This is a genomic window from Xanthomonas sp. 1678 (assembly GCF_031455575.1).
Taxonomy (GTDB): domain Bacteria; phylum Pseudomonadota; class Gammaproteobacteria; order Xanthomonadales; family Xanthomonadaceae; genus Xanthomonas_A.
In genome coordinates, this window is sequence record NZ_JAVDSZ010000005.1 from 216,836 (window position 1) to 236,812 (window position 19,977).

Here is a 19,977-nt window from a genome sequence, read left to right on the forward strand (position 1 = left end):
GCCGAACCGCCTTGCCCTCCTCCCCCAAGCAGAGCCTGTATCCGATGACGCTTCGCCGCCCCTTGCTCGCCCTGCTGTTGCCGCTCGCCGCCTGCCTGTCGAGCGGCTGCGCCACGGCGGCCACGCCCGCGTCCACCGCCGCTGCCACCGATTGCAGCGTGCGCGCGGAACCCGGCGACGACCTGCAGGCGGCGGTCGACCGCGTGCCCAACGACGGCAAGCCGGCCACCGTGTGCCTCACCGCCGGCGACTTCCACGTGACCAAGCTGCTGTCGATCCAGCGCGACGGCCTGCGCCTGCGCGGCCAGGGCGATGCCACGGTGCTGCGCATGCAGGACGGCGTGCAGCAGCCGGTCATCGTGGTCGGCGACTACCAGAACGAACGCCCGCAGCGGCCGATCCGCGACGTCAGCGTCGAGCAGTTGCAGATCGTCGGCGGCAGCGCCGAGAAGGAATTCATGCCCGAGCGCCCGTACCTGAGCAACAGCCTGGTGGTGGTGCGCGCCGGCCAGAACATCCGCCTGTCCGGGCTGCGCGTGAGCAAGTGCCGCAGCGCCTGCCTGCTCAGCGAGTATGACAGCCGCGACCTGCTGATCGAGCGCAACGACGTGTCCGGCGCGATCTGGGACGGGGTCTCGTTCAACCGCACCGCCAAGGTCAAGCTGATCGACAACTACATCCACGACAACGTCGCCGCCGGCATCACCACCGAGCATCTGGAAGACAGCGAGATCCGCAACAACCGCCTGGAGCGCAACGGCAGCCAGGGCGTGTACCTGGCCGATGCGCGGCGCAACCTGTTCGCCGGCAACCAGTTCACCGGCAACAAGGGCGCGGGCATCTACCTGGCCTGCTCGATCCGCCAGCGCACCCCGGAGATCCTGTGCTGGGACAACAGCATGAGCCAGGACAACACCTTCGAGAACAACACCTTCAAGGGCAACCCCTACACCTACACGATCGGCGTGGACCGCGCCGCCAACTGCAGTGGCGCGGACTTCCGCCAGAACCTGTGGCGCAAGAACAACCAGGCCGACGCCTCCGGGGTGGACATCCAGCCCGAACGCTACGGGCGCTGCATGCGCTTCGAATAAGGCGCGGCGCAGCGCGATGGCCGCCCCCGCGATGACGCACGCTCCGCTGCAGCTGTCCGGCGCCAGGCCGCCGGCGGACCGCGCGTGGCGGCGCTCAAGCAGCGCCAGGCCATGTCGATAGTCGAGCGGCGATCCAGGGCGATCGAGGCATCGGGCATGGAGCCGGATGGCCTGTCTCCTGCCGACCACGACCACGCCGCGCCAGGCGCCCACGGCGACGAGACGTACCAGAACCACATCCGCCGCATGCTCGGCAGTTCCATCATGACCATCCAGCTGCTGACACTGGTGGCCTGGCCGGCGTCGGTGCTGTGCAATCCGCACCTGCAAGGGCCGCTGGACGCCCGCTATGCGCTGGTGTTCGTCGCCCTGCTCATCAGCTCGGCGAACATGAGCCTGGCCAAGCGGTTCTGGCAGTGGCGGCAGAGCGGCTTCCTGTTCGTGATCGCGCTGACCACCGCGTTCCGGGTCGAACTCCACGCCATGGGAGAAAACGGGCTGTTCTGGGTGCTGCCGGTGGCGATCACCATCTGCCTGGGCGTGAGCCTGCTGTTCTCGTTGTCGCGCGACTATCTGCTGGCCATGGCCTGCACCTGGGCGATCATGTTCAGCGGACAGCCGCGGCTGGTGCCGGTGGCCGGCGATCTTCCGCTGCTGGCGATCCTGCTGGCGGTGGTGGCGCTGCTCGGTGTCGCCCTCAACCGCATGTTCGTCGGCGCCATGCGCACCGCCTACGCGCTGAAGGAAGACTACCGGCGCCTGGCCGAGACCGACGCGTTGACCGGTATCGCCAACCGCCGCGCGCTGATGACGCAATTGCGCGCGGCGACCGCGCGCGGGCACGGCACGCTGCATTTCGCGATGCTGGACATCGACGACTTCAAGCAGGTCAACGACACCCATGGCCACCACGTCGGCGACGCGGTGCTGCTGGCGCTGGCCGCCGAACTGGTCGGGCTCGGCGTGCGCTGCAAGATCGGCCGGCTCGGTGGCGAGGAATTCGGCGTGCTGTTCGAAAACATGAGCGACGCGCAGGTCGGCGCGTCGCTGCAACGGTTGCTCGACCGGGTCCGCGGCCTGCGCGTGGAAGGCGTGGACTTCGCGTTCAGCGCCGGCGCCGCGCGGCTGGACGCTGGCGGCGACGTGGCGGACCTGCTCAAGCGCGCCGACCAGGCGCTGTACACGGCCAAGCGCGAAGGCAAGGGCCGCATCCACATCGGTATCGGCGACGCTGCGGACGACGCCTGACCCGGCGGCGCCGCGGCAAGCGACGATCGCCATCGCATTGCAGCGGCGCGAAGCGCCGCTTGCGTAGTCCAGCAGCGCGACCGGGCGCCGACAGCCGCCGGCGCCGAGGCCGCAGCCCCGCGCTTCGCGCAGCGATCGCCGCGCTCAGCTCACGAGGCCAGGGCCTGCTCGTGCACCCCGGCCACCGCGCGCCCGGACGGATCGGCCATCGTCGCGAAACTCGCATCCCAGGCGATCGCCGCCGGCGAGGAACAGGCGATCGACTTGCCGCCGGGCACGGTCTCGGCCGCCGCGGGCGTGGGGAACGCGCGCTCGAACAGCGTGCGGTAGTAATAGCCTTCCTTGGTCTGCGGCGGATTGACCGGGAAGCGCTTGTCGGCCGCGGCCAGTTCGCGATCGCTGACCTGCGCCTCGGCATGCGCCTTGAGCCCGTCGATCCAGCCGTAGCCGACGCCGTCGCTGAACTGCTCCTTCTGCCGCCACAGGATCGACTCGGGCAGGTAGCCTTCGAACGCCGCGCGCAGCACGCCTTTTTCCATGCGCACCGCGCCAGGGTTGGTCTTGTCGATCATCTTGTACTGCGCGTCCATGCGCATCGCCACGTCCATGAACTCCACGTCCAGGAACGGCACGCGCGGCTCCACGCCCCAGGCCATCATCGACTTGTTGGCGCGCAGGCAGTCGTAGTTGTACAGCGCGTCGAGCTTGCGGATCAGCTCCTCGTGGAACTCGCGCGCGTTCGGCGCCTTGTGGAAGTACAGGTAGCCGCCGAAGATCTCGTCGCTGCCCTCGCCGGACAGCACCATCTTCACTCCCATCGCCTTGATCCGCCGCGCCAGCAGGAACATCGGCGTGGACGCGCGGATGGTGGTGACGTCGTAGGTCTCGATGTGCCGGATCACTTCCGGCAGCGCGTCCAGGCCTTCCTCGAAGGTGTATTCGAAGCCGTGGTGCACGGTGCCCAGCGATTCGGCGGCGATCGCCGCGGCGGCCAGGTCCGGCGAGCCCTTCAGGCCGATCGCGAACGAATGCAGGCGCGGCCACCAGGCCTCGGCCTCGTCGTTGTCCTCGATGCGCTTGCGCGCGAAACGCGCCGCCACCGCCGCGACCAGCGACGAATCCAGCCCGCCGGACAGCAGCACGCCGTACGGCACGTCGGTCATCAGCTGGCGGTGCACCGCGCGCTCGAACGCCTCGCGCAGCTCCTGCTTGCTCACCTCCACGCCCTGCACCGCGTCGTAGTCGCGCCACGGCTTGCGGTAGTACTGCACCAGTTCGCCGCTGGCGCTGTCGTAGTAGTGGCCGGGTGGAAACTGGGCGACGTCGGCGCAGCTGTCGGCCAGCGACTTCATCTCCGAGGCCACGCGCAGCCGGCCCTGCTGGTCGTGGCCCCAGTACAGCGGGCACACGCCCATCGGATCGCGCGCGATCAGCGCGCGCCCGGCCGCCTTGTCCCACAACGCGAAGGCGAAGATGCCGTTGAGTCGGTTGAGCAGCGCGGCCGGTTGTTCCTCGCGGTACAGCGCGTTGATCACCTCGCAGTCCGACGCGGTCTGGAACGCATAGGGCCGGGCCAGCTGCTTCTTCAGCTCGCGGTGGTTGTAGATCTCGCCGTTGACCGCCAGCGCCAGTTGGCCGTCTTCCGACAGCAGCGGCTGCGAGCCGCCAGCCGGATCGACGATGGCCAGGCGCTCATGCACCAGGATCGCGCCGTCGTCGGCATACACGCCGCTCCAGTCCGGGCCGCGATGGCGCTGCCGCTGCGAGCAGTCCAGCGCCTGCCGGCGCAGCGCCTGCAGGTCGTCGCCCGGTTGCAGGCCGAAGATGCCGAAGATCGAACACATGAAACACTCCTGGTCGTGGGGTTGGTGTTACTTGCATTCCCGGCCATCGATGGCCGGGCTGTCGTGGGGGATCCGCCACTCCACGCACCCATAAAAAAACCCGCATCGGCTGATGCGGGTTTTCTGGATACTGGGCGTGGTGTTTCGCTAGCGCCTAGTCGCAGACCCGCATCGGCCGCGCACGATTATTCGCCAGCACATTATTGCGGCCGTTGGCGTGGATCGGGCGGAGGGCGGACAGCGAGGTCATGCGGCGAACGTAACCCGGCAAGCAGGGCCGGCGCAACTGTTACGCCAGCAACCGTTCGATCAGGCGCAGGTACAACCCGGGCAAGGCGTCCAGGTCGGCGACGCTGACATGCTCGTCCACTTGGTGGATGCTGGCGTTGACCGGCCCGACCTCGATGCACTGCGCGCCCAGCGGCGCGATGAAGCGCGCATCGGAGGTGCCGCCGCCGGTGCTCTCTTCCGGCGCCGCGCCGGCGAAGGCGCCGAGCACGTCGCGCGCGACGCTGCGCAGGCGCCCTTCCGGGGTGTAGAACGGCTCGCCGCTGCGGTGCCAGCGCAGCGTGTAGTCCAGGCCGTGGCGATCGAGCAGCGCGGCGATCTCCGCCTCCAGCCGCGGCGCGTCCCAGTGCGGGTTGTAGCGCAGGTTGAAGGCCACCTGCAGGTCGCCGGGGATCACGTTGTTGGCGCCGGTGCCGGCGTGCAGATTGGAGATCTGCAGGCTGGTCGGCGGGAAGCTCTCGTAGCCGTCGTCCCAATGCCGCGCGACCAGTTCGGCCAGCGCCGGCGCGGCCAGGTGGATCGGATTGCGCGCCTTGTGCGGATACGCCACGTGGCCCTGCACGCCCTTGACCGCGAGCGTGGCGGACAGGCTGCCGCGGCGTCCGACCCGCAGCAGGTCGCCGAGTCGCGCGGTGGACGACGGTTCGCCGGTGATGCACCAGTCGATGCGCTCGCCGCGCGCACGGAAGGTCTCGGCGACCTTGCGCACGCCGTCCAGCGCGTCGCCTTCCTCGTCGGAGGTCAGCAACAGCGCCAACCTGCCGGGGTGATCGGGATGCGCGGCGACGAACCGCTCGGCGGCGACCACGAACGCGGCCACCCCGCTCTTCATGTCGGCCGCGCCGCGTCCATACAGCACGCCGTCGCGGATCTGCGGCACGAACGGGTCGCTGGCCCAGGCCTCGCGCGGCCCCGGCGGCACCACGTCGGTATGCCCGAGCAGCGCCAGCACCGGGCCGTCGTTGCCGGCGCGGCCGTGGGTGGCCCACAGGTTGTCGACCTCGCCGAAGCGCAGCCGCTCGATGGCGAAACCGGCGCGCGCCAGCCGCTGCGCGATCAGGTCCTGGCAACCGGCATCGTCCGGGGTCACCGACGGGCGGGCGATCAGTTCGCAGGTGAGGTCGACGACGTCGGACATGGGTCTGGGGTCACGGTAGGAGCGGCTTCAGCCGCGACAGGTACGGAGGGTGCCATGCATGCCGGCAACTGCGCTTGATCCGGGTTTCAATGACATCCCCGGCGATACGGTCGCGGCTGAAGCCGCTCCTACAGGGAGCGACGAGCGGCAGCGCCACCGACACCGGCTCAGCCCACGCCGAAGCGCTGCTTGAAGCCGTTGTCCGAGAAACCCTGGCTCAGCGTGCCGTCGTCGGTGATCACCACCGGCCGCCGGATCAGCTGCGGGTATTCGCGCAGCAGCAGCTTCCATTCGGCCTCGGACCCGGGCGTCTTCTTGTTGTCGGGCAGCTGCCGCCAGGTGGTCGAGGACTTGTTGACCAGCGCGTCGAAGCCACCGGCCTTGCCGGCCCATTCGACCATGGTCTCCGGGCTCGGCTTGTGCTCGCGGTAGTCGACGAAGCTGTAGGCCACGCCGAAACGGTCCAGCCACTTCGTCGCCTTCTTGCAGGTATCGCAGTTCTTCAATCCGTACAGCGTGGTGCTCATATGCGTTTCCAGGGTAGGCCGCGCGCGGCGCGGCACCGGCGCTCAGCGCAGCGGATGCGCCTGCACGCCTTCGTGAGTGATCTTCACCGGCAGGATATGGCCTTGCGCGTCGAAGTCCATCCGCTCGATCGACGTCACCCGGTGGTTGCGGTCCGTCTCGCCCAGCGGGCGACGATGGTAGACGATGTACCAGCTGTCGTCGTCGGGCGCGCGGATCACCGAGTGGTGGCCAGCGCCGGTAGCGATCGCTGGATCCTGCTGCAGCACCTTGCCGATACGCTTGAACGGCCCGGTCGGCGCGTCGGCGATCGCATAGGCGACCGAGTAGTCCGGCCCGCCCCAGCCGCCCTCGGACCACATGTAGTAGTAGCGGCCATCGCGCTTGAACATCAGCGAGCCCTCCACGTACTCCGGGGCCGGGGTGATCTCCTTGAACACGCTGCCGTCGGCCATCGGCTCCACGCCGGTGAAGTCGTCCTTGAGCTTGACGATGTTGGCGTGCTTCCACCCGCCGTAGATCATGTACCAGCTGCCGTCGTCGTCTTCGAACACGAACTGGTCGATCGGCTGCGCGCCATTGTGGAACTTGTCGATCAGCGGCTTGCCCAGCAGGTCGCGGTACGGGCCCTGCGGTCTGTCGGCCACCGCCACGCCGATCCCGCCGACCTCGGCATCGCTCTGGATATCGTTGGCCGAGAAGAAGAAGTAGTACTTGCCATCCTTGCGCACCACCGCCGGCGCCCACAGCGCCTGCTTGGCCCACGCGATCGCCGGCAGCGACAGCACGTCGGCATGCCGGGTCCAGTGCACCAGGTCCGGCGAGGAGAAGGCATCGAAGCTGGTCTGCTGCGCGTAGGGCCGCGAGGTGGTCGGGTAGATCCAATAGGTCTTGTCGAACACCACCGCTTCCGGGTCCGCGTACCAGCCGGGGAACACCGGGTTGCCAGCGCGCGCGACCGACGTGGCCGCGGCCGCCAGCGTCATTGCCGACATCAACGCGACGCCTGCCACCACCATGCCGAATCGCATCGGAGATCCTGAGCTGGAAGTCGTAGTTCGAGTGTAAGACGGTTTGCACCCCGATGGAGGCCACCGTGCCGGTACGGCGCACATGCAAAGGCGTCACGCAGCCCAAAGCGCATCCGTCGGCCAAGCCGCGCAGCAGTTCGCGCGGGCGACGCCGCAGCGGCGCCAGGCTTCATCGTGCAGCGGCGAATACGACGCGTGGCCGACGGCACCTTCAAGCCGGCCGGCGCACCGCGGCGCATGGCGACGGCGCCGCCGGCATCAATCCGCCGGCACTTCCTTGAGCTGGGCCGATCCGATATGCCAGCGCAGCTGCTCCGCCGAGGCGCCATCCACGTCGTTGACGCGGCGCAGGGTGTAGGTGCCCTGGAATCGCTGCTGCGTGCCGTCCTCCAGCGTCGCCTCAACGGTTACTGGCACCGGCTGGTAGAGCGACCCCGCGCCGGCATCGCCCGCTGCGAGCGTGCCGATCGTCACCTTGGTCGAACGCGTGTGCGCGAAGCCGGCCTTGAACGCGGCCAGGCTCTGGCCGGGACGCCCCTCCTCGCCCCACTGGCGCCACGCCACGTCGTAGTCGCGCGCGTCGATCGCCGAGTAGTAGCGCTGCACCACGGCGGCGGCGGCCTCCGGACTCTTGGGCGCTGGCCCGCAGCCAGCCATCGGCGCGCCCTTGCCGTCGAACAGCGCGCAACTGCGTGCGATCTCGTCCTCGATCAGGGCGCAGCTGTTGGCCGCGTTGCAGGGCGGATGGGTCGCCGGCGACACCGCCACGCAGGTCGCCACGCGCTTGGCCGCGACGGCGGCGCCGAGTTCGGCGGCGCAGGACAGCGGCTCGGCCGGTTTCGCGTCCGCTGCCGTATCGGCCGCCGGCGTCGAAGCTGCCGCGGCCTTCGGGCTCGGTGCCGCAAGCGCGGCATCGGCGTTCGGTGCAGTGCCGCGCTCGGCGTTGGCGGAGCCATCGCGATCTGGCGCCGCGCCGCATCCGCAAAGCGCGAACACAGGCACGAGCCACCAGCCACACATCGTCATTCGCATACGTTTCTCCGGTCAGGGCGGCGGCAGCCGCAGCGGCAGACGTGGTACACGACCAGCCGGTGCGCGCCACTGCGACGCCTCGCCGGAGCGTATCCGGCAGCCGATGTACGCCCGCTTGCCCGGTCGTGACGGACCGGGCGCCCGCCATTGGAGCGCTGCGCGATGCGCGCACGCATCGCGGCACTTCGGCCCGCGCGGATCGCCACGCGTTCGTGCTGCGGCGGCCTTGCCCGGACCTCAGTCCGCCAGGCCGCGCAGCAGGTCGTTGACGCTGGTCTTGCTGCGGGTCTTGGCGTCGACCTGCTTGACGATCACCGCGCAGTACAGCGAGTGCGAGCCGTCCTTGGACGGCAGCTGGCCGGACACCACCACGCTGTACGGCGGCACGTAGCCATAGGACACCTCGCCGGTGGCGCGGTTGTAGATGCGCGTGCTCTGGCCGATGAACACGCCCATGCCGATCACGCTGTGGTGGCCGACCACCACGCCTTCCACCACTTCCGAGCGCGCACCGATGAAGCAGTGGTCCTCGATGATGGTCGGGCTGGCCTGCAGCGGCTCGAGCACGCCGCCGATGCCGGCGCCGCCGGACAGGTGGCAGTGCTTGCCGATCTGCGCGCACGAACCGACCGTGGCCCAGGTGTCGACCATCGTGCCCTCGCCCACGTGCGCGCCGATGTTGGTGAAGCTGGGCATCAGCACCACGTCCTTGCCGAAGTAGCTGCCGCGGCGCGCGATCGCGCCCGGCACTACGCGCACGCCGGCCTTGCGGAACTCGGCCTCGTGGTAGCCGGCGAAGCGCGACTCGACCTTGTCCCAGAACGGCGCCGGCTGCGCTCCGACCACGGCCATCTCGTTGACCCGGAAGTACAGCAGCACGGCCTTCTTCAGCCACTCGTTGACCTTCCAGCCGCCGTGTCCATCGGGCTCGGCGACGCGGAACTCGCCCGTCTCCAGGCCGTCGATGACGCGGTTGACCACCGGCCGGGTCGAGCCTTCGATCTCGTCCAGGGTCAGTGCGGCGCGGCGCTCGAAGGCGCTGTCGATGGTGAACTTCAGCTCGTCGGCGCTGGGGCCGGCGATTGGCTTGGCGCGTGCCGGCCTGGCCGGCGACTTCGGCGCGGCCACGGGCTTGGTGACGGCGCCGGTGGCGACGGCCTTCTTGGCCACGGCCTTCTTCGCGGTGGTCTTGCCGACGGCGGCGTTCTTGGCAGCAGGCTTTTTAGCAGCAGGCTTCTTGGCGGCGGCAGGCTTCTTGGTGGCCATTAGCGGGATTCTCCAGGCGGGGTATCGGGGTCCAGGCAGGCCTGCAGTGCGGCATGCAACGCCTGGCGGGAAGCGTCGGGCAACGGCTGGTTGTGCTCGTCGGTGATCTGGAACAGGTCCTCGGCGCGTTCGCCGAAAGTAGCGATGCGCGCGTCGTGCACGCGCAATTGCTGGCGGCGCAGCACCTGCGCCACGTTCGACAGCAGCCCGGGGCGGTCCGGCGCGACCAGGCTCAGGCGGGTGCGGCGGCCGTCCACGCTTTCGCGAAATTCGATGCGCGGCGCGAAGCGGAAATGCCGCAGCTGCCGCGGCACCACCCGCCGCGCTGGGCGCAAGCGGGTCAGGTCGCCGGCCAGCGCCTCGCGCAGCGCGGCTTCCAGCTGCGCGGGATCGCCGCTGGCGAAGGCGTCGGCCGGCATCACCTCGAAGGTATCGAAGATCGCCTGGTGCGGCGCGTCGAGCACGCGCGCGCGGTGGATGCCGTAGCCGCGCCGGTCCAGGGTCATCACGATCGCGGCGAACAGGCCGTCGCGGTCGGGCGAGTACACGAACACTTCCAGCGCGTCGTCGTCGGGCGTGACCGGGCGCACCTTGACCAGGGTGCCGCCCAGTTCCACTTCCATCAGCGAACTGGCCTGCCAGGCCAACTGCTCGGGACGGAAGCGCAGGAAGCTCTCGTCCGGCATGCCGGCGAACTGGCGGTCGATGACCGCGTCGTCGTGGCCCTGGATGTGCATCAGCGCGCGGGTGGCCTCGCGCGCCTCCTGCACCCGCTCGGCGACCGGCAGCGGATGCTCCAGGCCCTCGCGCAAAGCGCGCCGGGCCGCGAAGTACAGGTCCGCCAGCAGCCGGTCCTTCCACGCGTTCCACAGCTTGGGACTGGTGCCGGCGATGTCGGCGCAGGTCAGCAGGTACAGGTAGTCCAGGCGCTCGCGGTCGCCGACCAGGGTGGCGAAGCGGTGGATCACCTCCGCGTCGGAGATGTCCTGTTTCTGCGCGGTCACCGACATGCGCAGGTGCTGCTCGACCAGCCACGCGACCAGTTCGGTATCGGCCGCGCTGAGCCCGTGGCCGGCGCAGAATGCGCGCGCGTCGACCGCGCCGAGTTCGGAATGGTCGCCGCCGCGGCCCTTGGCGATGTCGTGGAACAGCCCGGCCAGCAGCAGCAGTTCCGGCTTGCGCAGTCGCGGCCACACCTCGTGCGCGATCGAGAAGCGGTCGTCGGCGCGGGCGCTGGCGAACACCGCGATGTTCTTCAGCACCATCAGCGTGTGCTGGTCCACCGTGTATACGTGGAACAGGTCGAACTGCATGCGCCCGGACACCTGCGCGAACGCCGGGATCCATTGCCCGAGCACGCCCAGCCGCGCCATCCGGGTCAGCGTCTGCACCGCGCGCGGGCCGCGCAACAGGGCCAGGAAACGCTCGCGCGCCGGCGCGCTGGCGCTGGCGTAGGCGGGCAGCTGCGGCAGCGCCTCGGCCAGCGCGCGCGCGGTCAGCGAATGCAGTCCGCGCACCTCGCCGTGCGCGGCCCAGGTCGCGAACAGCGCGAACACCTGCACCGGATCGTCCTGCGGCCAGGTCTCGGCATCGGCGGCCAGGTAGCCGCGACGCAGCGAGAAGCCACCGCCCAGCGGCTGCGGCTGCGCTTCGCCGTCGAACTGCTCCTCGAAGCGCTGCAGCAGCCGGTCGCTGAGCCGGCGCACGATCGCGGCGCTGCGGTAGAAGCGCTGCATCATCTTCTCCACGCCCAGGCTTTCGGCGTCGTCGGAGAAGCCCAGCCGCTGCGCCAGCGTCTTCTGGTAGTCGAAGCGCAGGCGCTCCTCCGGGCGGTTGGCGACCAGGTGCAGGCCGTAGCGCAGCCGCGCCAGTTCGCGGCGCTCGCGGCGCAACGCCGCGGCCTCGTCGCCGCCGACGTGGCCGAGCCCGATCAGTGCTTCCAGGTCGCGCACGCCGAACGCGCGCAGCGCCATCCAGCCCAGCGTGTGCAGATCGCGCAGGCCGCCCGGGCCGTCCTTGATGTCCGGCTCCAGGTTGTCGGCGGTGTCGCCGAAGCGCTGGTGGCGGGTCTGCAGTTCCTCGCGCTTGGCCAGGAAGAACGCGCGCGGCGTCCACACCCGCTGCGGCGCGATCGCCGCCGCCAGCGACGCCCGCGCGGCGGCATCGGCCAGCAGCGGACGCGCCTCGATCAGCGCGGTCAGCACGGTCTGGTCGGCGCAGGCGGTGGTGCATTGCGCGGCCGAACGCACCGCGTGGCTGACCGGCACGCCGGCATGCCAGAGCAGCGCGAACAGCCGCGCCAGCGCCTGCTCGTGCGCGCGCTGGCGCTCGGGTTCGCCGAGCACCAGCAGGTCGATATCCGAACGCGGGAACAGCTCGCCGCGGCCGTAGCCGCCGACCGCGTACAGCGCCAGCCCGGCGTCGCGCGGTAGGCAGCGGCTCCAGGCATGCTTGATCAGCTGGTCCAGCGCGCGCGCGCGCAATGCCAGCAGGCGGTCGATATCGTCGCCCTGGTCGAACCGCTTGTTCAGCCGCGCATCGGCCTGGGCCAGCACTTGCCGCGCCGCCGCGGCCCAGTCGGCATCGTCGGCGGCCGCATCGGGCATGCCGGCATCGGTCCCGGCCGGCAGCAGGCTCACGGCTCGCCGAGGCCGCCGGGCGACAGGGTCAGCACTTCCACGCCGTCCTCGGTGACCGCGATCATGTGCTCCCACTGCGCCGACAGCTTGCGGTCCTTGGTCACCACGGTCCAGCCGTCCGGCAGCACGCGGGTGTAGCGCGAGCCTTCGTTGATCATCGGCTCGATGGTGAAGGTCATGCCCGGCTTGAGCACCAGGCCTTCGCCGGGACGGCCGTAGTGCAGCACCTGCGGCTCGTCGTGGTAGACCTTGCCGATGCCGTGGCCGCAGTACTCGCGCACCACGCTGAAGCGCTCGCCCTCGGCGTACTGCTGGATCGCGTTGCCGACGTCGCCGAGCGTGGCGCCCGGGCGCACCGCGCGGATGCCGCGCCACATCGCCTCGTAGGTCGCCTCGACCAGGCGCCGCGCCATCACCGACGGCGTGCCGACGTAGTACATGCGGCTGGTGTCGCCATGCCAGCCGTCCTTGATCACGGTGACGTCGATATTGACGATGTCGCCATCCTTGAGGACCTTGCTGTCGCTGGGGATGCCGTGGCAGATCACGTTGTTCACCGAGCTGCACACCGTCTTCGGGTAGCCGCGGTAGCCGACGTTGGCCGGGACCGCCTGCTGCACGTTGACGATGTGGTCGTGGCAGATGCGGTCCAGCTCGGCGGTGGTCACCCCGGGCTTCACGTGCGGCCCGATCATGTCCAGCACCTCGGCGGCCAGGCGGCCGGCGATGCGCATCTTCTCGATGTCCTGGGGGGTTTTCAGATTGACGGTCATACCCACCATTATCGCTCATCCGGGCTTTCCTGAACGCGCCGATGCAGGCTGCCGGTTTTTCGGCACCCGGCCGCCGCCCTCCCTTCTCACAAAATTAACCCTGGAGAAGGGTGAATTGCGTCACTGATCAGAACTAGATGCACATCCATATAAATGTGCAGTGGCGCACGTTTTGCATTGCTCCGGGCTCCGACGGACTCCGTCATTCCGAAGAGCCTCATCCAATGCAAGCTTTCCATCGTGCACTAGCCATCGTTGTGCTGCTGGCCTCCGGGACCGGCGTGGCGTCCGCCCAGACCGATTCGCGCACCTTCAACGTCAAGATCCAGATCACCAGCGTCTGCGACATCCAGACCGCACCGACCGACGTCGATTTCGGCAGCGTCAATTCCACCCAGACCTCGATCAACAGCACCGGCACGTTGAACGTGCGCTGCACCTCGGGCACCCCGTACAACATCGCGCTCAACGCCGGCAGCGGCTCCGGCGCGACCGTGAGCTCGCGCACCATGGGCAGCGCCGATGCGGGCAATACCGCACGCGTGCCGTACGCGCTGTACCGCAACTCGGCGCGCACCCAGAACTGGGGTTCGACCATCGGCAACGACACCCAGGCCGGCACCGGCAATGGTGCGGTGCAACCACTGGTCGTCTACGGCCAGGTCGCCAGCACCAACTACCCTGCCGGCTCGTACAGCGACATCGTCACCGCCACTGTCACCTGGTAACCGGAGCGTTCCATGGCCTTGCACCGATCCCTCGTTTTGCGCCTGCCGCTCGCCGCCGCGCTGTGGCTGGCGGCACTGCTGGCGGCCCATGCTGCCAGCCTGCAGGTTGCGCCCACCTCGGTGCAGCTGACCGCGGAGGAATCGGCGCAGGGCCTGTGGCTGAGCAACAGCGGCGACACGCCGCTGCAGGCGCAGGTGCGGGTGTTCCGCTGGCGCCAGCAGCACGGCGAGGACCTGCTCGAACCCACCGACAGGATCGCGATCAGCCCGCCGATGCTGCAACTGGCGCCGCACTCGCGGCAACTGGTGCGCATCATCCGCCTGGACGATGCACCCCGCGCCACCGAGGACACCTATCGGGTGCTGGTCGACGAACTGCCGACGGCGGATGCCGCCGCCGGCAGCACGGCCGGCCTGCAATTCGTGCTGCGCTACTCGGTACCCATCTTCGTCAAGCCGGCGGTCGCCGCAGCCCCGGCGCTGCAAGCCAGGCTGATCCACGACGCCGCCGCGCCGGCGCTGGAAGTCGTGAACCAGGGCAGCGAGCACGCCCAATTGGTCGACCTGTATTTCCTCGCCAGCGACGGCACCCGTGCCGCGATCGCCGACGGCCTGGCCGGCTACGTCCTGCCGGGCCAGCGCAAGCGTTGGCCGCTCCCTCCCGCGCTGGCGCGTGCCGATGGCACGTTCAAGGCCACGATCAACGGTGAGCCCCTTGCTCAGTCGCTTGCGTTGGAAGCACAGGCTCCTTGAGCTACTGCTGGCGCTGTGGGCGAGCGCAGTGCATCTCGCCGCCGCGCAGCCCGTCGAATTGCCGTCCGAGCAGGAAACGCTGTACCTGGAGGTCACCCTGAACGAAACCCGCAAGCCCGGGCTGTTCCGTTTCCAGCAGGCCGGCGCGCGCATGCTCGCCGATGCCGCCACGCTGCGCCAACTGGGCCTGCGCATCGCCGACGATGCCACCGCCGCGATCGCCCTGGAGACCCTGGACGGAGTGCGCTACCGCTACGACGCCAGCCTGCAGCGATTGGCGATCGATGCGCCGGTGGCGCTGCTCGACGTGCCGCTGACCCGCATCGACGCGCAAGGCGGCGGGCCGGCGCTGCCGGCGACCAGTTCGCCCGGCGCGCTGCTGGACTACGACCTGTACGCCAGCCGCCAGGGCAGCGCCAGCAATCTCACCGCGAGCGGCGAACTGCGCGCCTTCGGCTTGGGCGACGGCGTGCTGGGCCGCGGCATGTTCCGCCAATCCTTCGTCGGCCGCCTGTACCGCGAGCCGCAGCGCGCCTGGCGCAGCCAGGCGATCCGCCTGGACACGCAGTGGTGGTGGTCGCTGCCCGAGAGCATGACCAGCGTGGTGGTCGGCGATACGCTGAGCAGCAGCACCAGTTGGAGCCGCACGCTGCGCCTGGGCGGGATACGCGTGGGCCGCGACTTCGGCCTGCAGCCGTACCGGGTGACCACCCCGCTGCCGGAATTCCTCGGCGAAGTGACGGTGCCGTCGAGCGTGGACCTGTACGTCAACGGCATCCGCCAGTACGGCTCGGAGCTACCGGCCGGGCCGTTCCAGCTGTCGGCCGCGCCCGGCGTGGACGGCGCCGGCAACGCGCAGCTGGTCATCACCGACGCCTACGGCCGCAGCCGTTCGGTCGAATTCCCGTTCTACGCCACCCAGGACCTGCTCGCCGATGGTCTGGACGACTGGTCGCTGGCGCTGGGCCGGGTCCGCCAGGGCTACGGCAGCGATGCCTTCAACTATGCCGGCGACACCGTCGCCAGCGCCAGCTGGCGCCGCGGCGTCAGCGCCCGCTTTACCGCCGAGGCGCATGCCGAGGCCGGCGCCGGGGTGCGCAACGCCGGCGCCGGCGGCATCTGGCTGCTGCCCCAGGCCGGCGTGGTCGGCGCCTCGCTCGCGCACAGCCAGGGCGATGGCCGCAGCGGCCACCAGTACGCGCTCAGTTACCGCTGGAACAACGGCCGCTTCAACGTCTCGATGGACACCCAGCGCGCGCAGCGCGGCTATCGCGACGTGGCCTCGCAGTACGGCGCGCCGCCGCCGCGGATCAGCGAACGCGCGCTGGCAGGAGTCAGTTGGGACCGGATCGGCAACGTGTCGCTGAGCTATGTGCGCCTGGCCTACCCGGACAGCGACGACGTACGCTACGCCAGCCTGTTCTGGACCCGGGCGCTGCCGTGGCAGTCCTCGCTCAATCTCAGCGTCAACCAGAACCTGGACCAGGCCAGCGACCGCAGCATGTACCTGGGCTGGTCGATCGCGCTCAGCGGCGCGCGCCAGGCCAGCGTCGCGCTGCAGCGGATCGGCGACCGTCTCAGCACCGCCGCCGACCTCAGCCGTTCGGCCGCTGGCGACGGCGGCAGCGGTTGGCGGCTGCAGGCGCGCAGCGGCCAGGACAGCGCCGGCGGCCTGGCCGAGGCCAGCTGGCGCGGCGAGCGCGCGCGTTATGCCGCCGGCATGGCCAGCTACGGCGGCCAGACCTACGGCTATGCCGAAGCCTCCGGCGGCCTGGCCCGGATCGGCGGCGGCTGGTTCCCCGGCCGCGATCTCGACCAGGCCTTCGCCCTGGTCTCCACCGACGGCGTCGCCGGCGTGCCGGTGCTGCTGGAAAACCGCCCGATCGGCGTCACCGATGCGCGCGGCTTCCTGATGGTCACCCCGCTGATGGGCTGGCAGCACAACCAAGTGTCGATCGATCCGATGCAACTGCCACCGCGGATGCGTCCGGAGCGGGTCGACCAGATCGTGGTGCCGCGCGACCGCACCGGCGTGGTGGTGGACTTCCCGATCCGCACCAGCGACGGCGTGCTGGTGCAATTGCACGATGCGCGCGACGCCCCGCTGCCGGTCGGCAGCCGGGTGCGCGGCCCCGGCATCGACGCGGTGGTCGGCTACGACGGCGAGGCCTACCTGGAAGGCCTGAGGGTCGGACGCAACGAACTGCAGGTGGAGATGGCCGCAGGCAGCTGCCGAGTGCGCATCGAGCACACGCCGCAACAGCGCCCGGCCCGGCTGGGGCCGCTGCGCTGCAGCGCGGGGCCGGCGCCGTGACCGGCGCCGCCGCATGGCGGTGCGCCGCCGTGCTGGCGCTGGCCGCGGCGCTGGCGCCGCTGCGGGCCGGCGCCACCACCGTGTGCACGGCAGCGGCCACCGCGCTCGACTTCGGCAACGTCTCCAACAGCGCGGCCACCGACAGCAGCGCCCAGATCACCGTCACCTGCCAGACCGGCGCGCTCAGCATCCTGGGCACCATCTACGTGCGCCTGTGCCTGAACATCGGCGAGGGCGCGCAAGGCGGCGGCCTCGGCATCGCGTCGCGGCGCATGCTCAATCCGCTCGGCGACAGTCTCGGCTTCCAGCTGTACCGCGACAGCGCACGCAGCCTGATCTGGGGCAGCGCGCTGAACGCCTCCACGCCACTGCAGGTGGACCTGGCCTATTCGTCGCTGGCGATCGGCGGCAGCGGCAGCGCCAGCTACACCGTCTACGGGCGCGTCCCGCTGCAGAGCGGCATCGCCACCGGGCTGTACCAGAACAGCTTCAGCGGGGTGTACACCAACCTGCAGTACCGCTACGACGAACCGCTGATCGGCACCCCGGCGAGCATGCCGGCCTCCTGCACCACCGGTGGCACCGGCGGCGCCACTTCGGCGCAGTTCCCGTTCGTGAGTTCGGCCAACGTGGCCCCGGTCTGCACCATCGCCAGCATCGCCGACCTGGATTTCGGCAGCCAATCCGGCCTGGTCGATACCGCGCTCAACTACACCACCGCGCTGAGCATGAATTGCCGTCGGCGCACCGCCTGGCAGGTCGGCCTGGACAACGGCCAGTACGCCAGCGGCACCATCCGGCGCATGCGCAACGCCGCTGGCCAATACCTGCGCTACGAGTTGTACCGCGACGCGGCGCGCAGCCAGCGCTGGGGCGGCACCCTCAACGGCGACACCCAGACCGGTACCGGCACCGGCAGCACCCAGTCGCTGACCCTGTACGGCCAGGTGCCGGCCGCGCAGACGCCGCCCCCGGGCAGCTACAGCGACGTGGTCAAGGTGACGGTCACCTACTGAGGACTGAACGCACGCGCGCCTTGGGTAAAGTTGCGCCGCCGCGCGCCGTTATCTGTCACGCCTTCCTCGGAATACCGCCATGATCGCCAGGCCATTCATGCAATCGCTGCTGCTCGCGAGCGTCTGTGCCGTCTGCGCGGATGCGGCAGCGCAGAACATCGCTGCCAACGAAAGCGCGGCGTTCCGGGTCGGCATTCGCCTGCAGCGCAGCTGCGAGATCAGCACCGCCGGGCGCAACCAACCCGGCGCCCCGCAGGTGAACTGCACCCGCCCGTTGCCCTACCAGGTCAGCATCGACGGCGCCGCCGCGCCCAGCGCGGCCGGTGCGCTGGCGTTGAGCCTGAGCGCGGCGGACGGGCTGCGGCCACAGGATGCGCGCTACACCACGGTCGCGTTCTGAGGTGGGCAGGCGCCGTCGCGCTTGGATCGCCGGCCTGCTGCTGGCGCTGCTGCCGAGCCTGGCTGCGGCGGCCGGCGTGCGCATCAGCCCGGCCATCGTGCGCGTCGCACCCGGCGCGCAGACCGCCGAGATCTGGCTGAACAACACCCAGGACCTGCCCTGGCGGGCGCAGGCCCAGCTGTACCGCTGGCACCAGGCCGAGGGCATCGAGCAACTGCAGCCGACCGACGACGTCCAGCTCAGCCCGCACGTAATCGACATCCCCGCCCAGGGCCGGCAATTGCTGCGGGTCGTGCGCACCGGGCCGGCGGCGACCGATCGCGAGATCGCCTACCGCCTGGTGCTGGAGGAGCGCGCCCCCGCTGATACGCCCAGCGGCGCCGAACCGCGGCTGCTGCTGCGCTACTCCACGCCGGTGTTCCTATCCGCGTCCGGCGCCGCGCCGGCCGCCGCGCTAAGCGCCAGCCTGATCGCCGGCGCCTACGGCCACGAACTGCAGGTGCGCAATCGCGGCACCGCGCATGCGCGGCTGAGCGACCTGAGCTTCATCGGCGCCGACGGCAGTCAGCTGACCCTGTTCCAGAACCTGGCCGGCTACGTGCTCGCTGGGGAACAGAAGCGCTGGCCGCTGCCGGCCGCGGTCGGGACCGCACGCGGCGGCCATTTCGCCGCACGGCTCGACAGTGACGCCGAATTGCGCGCGCTGCCGGCCGAATGACCCGGCGCACCTGGATTTGCGCCGCCGGCCGCGGCCGGCTATAGTTCCGCTGCTTCGTTGCGCCCGCCCGGGCCGGCGGACCGTCCACGCCGGACGCACCGGCGAATACACACCTGCTGCCATCGCCCGTGCCGGGGTGCTCCGCAAGGAGTTCGGTCACGTAAGGCCGCAGGGAGGCCCAACCCCGGAATCGTCGTGCAAGCCCGCCAGGGCCTGCATGTCCATGCGCGGACTCACCTACCATCGCCCGCGCACGGCCGATTCCCCATCAGGAGTCACTGCAATGCCCCAAGTCACCATGCGTCAGATGCTGGAAGCCGGCGTCCACTTCGGCCACCAGACCCGCTACTGGAACCCGAAGATGGCGCCGTACATCTTCGGCGCGCGCGGCAAGATCCACATCATCAACCTCGAGAAGACGGTTCCGCTGTTCAACGACGCGATGAACTTCATCTCCAGCGTCGCGCAGAAGCGCGGCACCATCCTGTTCCTGGGCACCAAGCGCAGCGCCCGCGACTCGGTGAAGGAAGAAGCAGAGCGTTGCGGCCAGCCGTTCATGACCCAGCGCTGGCTGGGCGGCACGCTGACCAACTTCCGCACCGTCAAGCAGTCGGTGGCGCGCCTGAAGGAGCTGGAAGCGGCCGAAACCGACGGCACCTTCGACAAGCTGGTCAAGCACGAAGTGCTGACCCTGCGCCGCGAGCGCGAAAAGCTGCTGGCCTCGCTGGGCGGCATCAAGGAAATGAACCGCCTGCCGGACGCGCTGTTCGTCATCGACATCGGCCATGAAGACATCGCCATCAAGGAAGCCAAGAAGCTCGGCATCCCGGTGATCGCGGTGGTCGACACCAACTACAACCCGGAACTGGTCGACTACGCCATCCCGGGCAACGACGACGCCATCCGTGCCGTGCAGCTGTACGCGCGCGCCGCCGCCGACGCCGTGCTGGAAGGCAAGGCCGCCGCGCCGAACGCCGCCAGCGTGCGCGAGGAAGAGTTCAGCAGCGAAGCCGGCGACGACAAGGGCCGCGGCCCGCGCAAGAACGGCAAGAAGGCCGAAGAAGCCGCTCCCGCCGCCGAGTAATCGGCGCGCCATGCGATTGCGCGACCATGCGCAGTCGCCACCCGGCGCGCGCTGCGCGCCCGGGTCCGCGGGCGCCGCAAGCGCCC

General features: G+C 70.0%; 17 protein-coding genes. 9 read left to right on the top strand and 8 right to left on the bottom strand.

Annotated features, from left to right (window positions below):
* Positions 1-44 precede the first annotated feature (44 nt).
* Together J2Y70_RS11680 and J2Y70_RS11685 are read left to right on the top strand one after the other, a co-directional pair.
* Positions 45-1,094 (top strand): right-handed parallel beta-helix repeat-containing protein, encoded by a 1,050-nt coding sequence (locus tag J2Y70_RS11680; protein ID WP_309917736.1) that lies wholly within the window; start codon positions 45-47, stop codon positions 1,092-1,094.
* Between the two features lie 111 nt (positions 1,095-1,205).
* On the top strand, positions 1,206-2,342 hold the full coding sequence (locus J2Y70_RS11685; protein ID WP_309917464.1) for a GGDEF domain-containing protein: 1,137 nt from the start codon (positions 1,206-1,208) through the stop codon (positions 2,340-2,342).
* A gap of 149 nt (positions 2,343-2,491) precedes the next feature.
* Here the strand turns inward: J2Y70_RS11685 and asnB are convergent, their stop codons facing one another.
* The 8 genes from asnB to map all read right to left on the bottom strand — a co-directional run bounded on the left by asnB (position 2,492) and on the right by map (position 12,878).
* Positions 2,492-4,186, bottom strand: coding sequence for an asparagine synthase B (asnB, locus tag J2Y70_RS11690; protein ID WP_309917466.1), 1,695 nt, complete (start codon positions 4,184-4,186; stop codon positions 2,492-2,494).
* A 289-nt stretch (positions 4,187-4,475) separates the two neighbouring features.
* Positions 4,476-5,612, bottom strand: coding sequence for a succinyl-diaminopimelate desuccinylase (gene dapE / locus J2Y70_RS11695; protein WP_309917469.1), 1,137 nt, complete (start codon positions 5,610-5,612; stop codon positions 4,476-4,478).
* A gap of 167 nt (positions 5,613-5,779) precedes the next feature.
* Positions 5,780-6,139, bottom strand: coding sequence for an arsenate reductase (locus tag J2Y70_RS11700; RefSeq protein WP_309917472.1), 360 nt, complete (start codon positions 6,137-6,139; stop codon positions 5,780-5,782).
* Positions 6,140-6,181: 42 nt separating this feature from the next.
* Positions 6,182-7,168, bottom strand: a complete 987-nt coding sequence (locus J2Y70_RS11705) for a glycoside hydrolase family 43 protein (protein ID WP_309917475.1) — start codon at positions 7,166-7,168, stop codon at positions 6,182-6,184.
* Positions 7,169-7,426: 258 nt separating this feature from the next.
* Positions 7,427-8,164 (bottom strand): hypothetical protein, encoded by a 738-nt coding sequence (locus tag J2Y70_RS11710; protein ID WP_309917478.1) that lies wholly within the window; start codon positions 8,162-8,164, stop codon positions 7,427-7,429.
* A gap of 273 nt (positions 8,165-8,437) precedes the next feature.
* Positions 8,438-9,466 carry a 2,3,4,5-tetrahydropyridine-2,6-dicarboxylate N-succinyltransferase gene (gene dapD, locus J2Y70_RS11715; RefSeq protein ID WP_309917480.1) on the bottom strand — a complete coding sequence of 343 codons (1,029 nt, stop codon included), beginning with the start codon at positions 9,464-9,466 and terminating at the stop codon, positions 8,438-8,440.
* Complete coding sequence (locus tag J2Y70_RS11720; protein ID WP_309917739.1) at positions 9,466-12,099, bottom strand: [protein-PII] uridylyltransferase; 2,634 nt, start codon at positions 12,097-12,099, stop codon at positions 9,466-9,468. Before J2Y70_RS11720 ends, dapD begins: the two co-directional genes overlap by 1 nt.
* Before the next feature lie 2 nt (positions 12,100-12,101).
* Positions 12,102-12,878, bottom strand: a complete 777-nt coding sequence (gene map, locus J2Y70_RS11725; RefSeq protein ID WP_309917741.1) for a type I methionyl aminopeptidase — start codon at positions 12,876-12,878, stop codon at positions 12,102-12,104.
* Between the two features lie 224 nt (positions 12,879-13,102).
* On the opposite strand from map, the gene J2Y70_RS11730 reads away from it, so the two are divergent.
* From J2Y70_RS11730 to rpsB, 7 genes are all read left to right on the top strand, one after another.
* On the top strand, positions 13,103-13,606 hold the full coding sequence (locus J2Y70_RS11730; RefSeq protein ID WP_309917483.1) for a spore coat U domain-containing protein: 504 nt from the start codon (positions 13,103-13,105) through the stop codon (positions 13,604-13,606).
* Positions 13,607-13,618: 12 nt separating this feature from the next.
* Positions 13,619-14,359, top strand: a complete 741-nt coding sequence (locus tag J2Y70_RS11735) for a fimbria/pilus periplasmic chaperone (protein WP_309917485.1) — start codon at positions 13,619-13,621, stop codon at positions 14,357-14,359.
* Between the two features lie 28 nt (positions 14,360-14,387).
* Complete coding sequence (locus J2Y70_RS11740) at positions 14,388-16,673, top strand: fimbria/pilus outer membrane usher protein (RefSeq protein ID WP_309917488.1); 2,286 nt, start codon at positions 14,388-14,390, stop codon at positions 16,671-16,673.
* Positions 16,670-17,689 carry a spore coat U domain-containing protein gene (locus J2Y70_RS11745; protein WP_263395041.1) on the top strand — a complete coding sequence of 340 codons (1,020 nt, stop codon included), beginning with the start codon at positions 16,670-16,672 and terminating at the stop codon, positions 17,687-17,689. Before J2Y70_RS11740 ends, J2Y70_RS11745 begins: the two co-directional genes overlap by 4 nt.
* A 79-nt stretch (positions 17,690-17,768) precedes the next feature.
* Positions 17,769-18,089, top strand: coding sequence for a hypothetical protein (locus J2Y70_RS11750; protein ID WP_309917494.1), 321 nt, complete (start codon positions 17,769-17,771; stop codon positions 18,087-18,089).
* Position 18,090: 1 nt separating this feature from the next.
* Entirely contained in the window at positions 18,091-18,807 is a 717-nt protein-coding gene (locus J2Y70_RS11755) for a fimbria/pilus periplasmic chaperone (protein ID WP_309917496.1), read from the top strand.
* Between the two features lie 283 nt (positions 18,808-19,090).
* Positions 19,091-19,891 (top strand): 30S ribosomal protein S2, encoded by an 801-nt coding sequence (gene rpsB, locus J2Y70_RS11760; RefSeq protein WP_263395044.1) that lies wholly within the window; start codon positions 19,091-19,093, stop codon positions 19,889-19,891.
* The last annotated feature ends 86 nt before the right edge of the window (positions 19,892-19,977 follow it).

What these genes read in the sequence shown, in the direction of transcription:
- J2Y70_RS11680 (WP_309917736.1), top strand. Translation starts at nt 45, where the DNA reads ATGACGCTTCGCCGCCCCTTGCTCGCCCTGCTGTTGCCGCTCGCCGCC.
- J2Y70_RS11685 (WP_309917464.1), top strand. Translation starts at nt 1,206, where the DNA reads ATGTCGATAGTCGAGCGGCGATCCAGGGCGATCGAGGCATCGGGCATG.
- asnB (WP_309917466.1), bottom strand. Translation starts at nt 4,186, where the DNA reads ATGTGTTCGATCTTCGGCATCTTCGGCCTGCAACCGGGCGACGACCTG.
- dapE (WP_309917469.1), bottom strand. Translation starts at nt 5,612, where the DNA reads ATGTCCGACGTCGTCGACCTCACCTGCGAACTGATCGCCCGCCCGTCG.
- J2Y70_RS11700 (WP_309917472.1), bottom strand. Translation starts at nt 6,139, where the DNA reads ATGAGCACCACGCTGTACGGATTGAAGAACTGCGATACCTGCAAGAAG.
- J2Y70_RS11705 (WP_309917475.1), bottom strand. Translation starts at nt 7,168, where the DNA reads ATGCGATTCGGCATGGTGGTGGCAGGCGTCGCGTTGATGTCGGCAATG.
- dapD (WP_309917480.1), bottom strand. Translation starts at nt 9,466, where the DNA reads ATGGCCACCAAGAAGCCTGCCGCCGCCAAGAAGCCTGCTGCTAAAAAG.
- map (WP_309917741.1), bottom strand. Translation starts at nt 12,878, where the DNA reads ATGACCGTCAATCTGAAAACCCCCCAGGACATCGAGAAGATGCGCATC.
- J2Y70_RS11730 (WP_309917483.1), top strand. Translation starts at nt 13,103, where the DNA reads ATGCAAGCTTTCCATCGTGCACTAGCCATCGTTGTGCTGCTGGCCTCC.
- J2Y70_RS11735 (WP_309917485.1), top strand. Translation starts at nt 13,619, where the DNA reads ATGGCCTTGCACCGATCCCTCGTTTTGCGCCTGCCGCTCGCCGCCGCG.
- J2Y70_RS11750 (WP_309917494.1), top strand. Translation starts at nt 17,769, where the DNA reads ATGATCGCCAGGCCATTCATGCAATCGCTGCTGCTCGCGAGCGTCTGT.
- rpsB (WP_263395044.1), top strand. Translation starts at nt 19,091, where the DNA reads ATGCCCCAAGTCACCATGCGTCAGATGCTGGAAGCCGGCGTCCACTTC.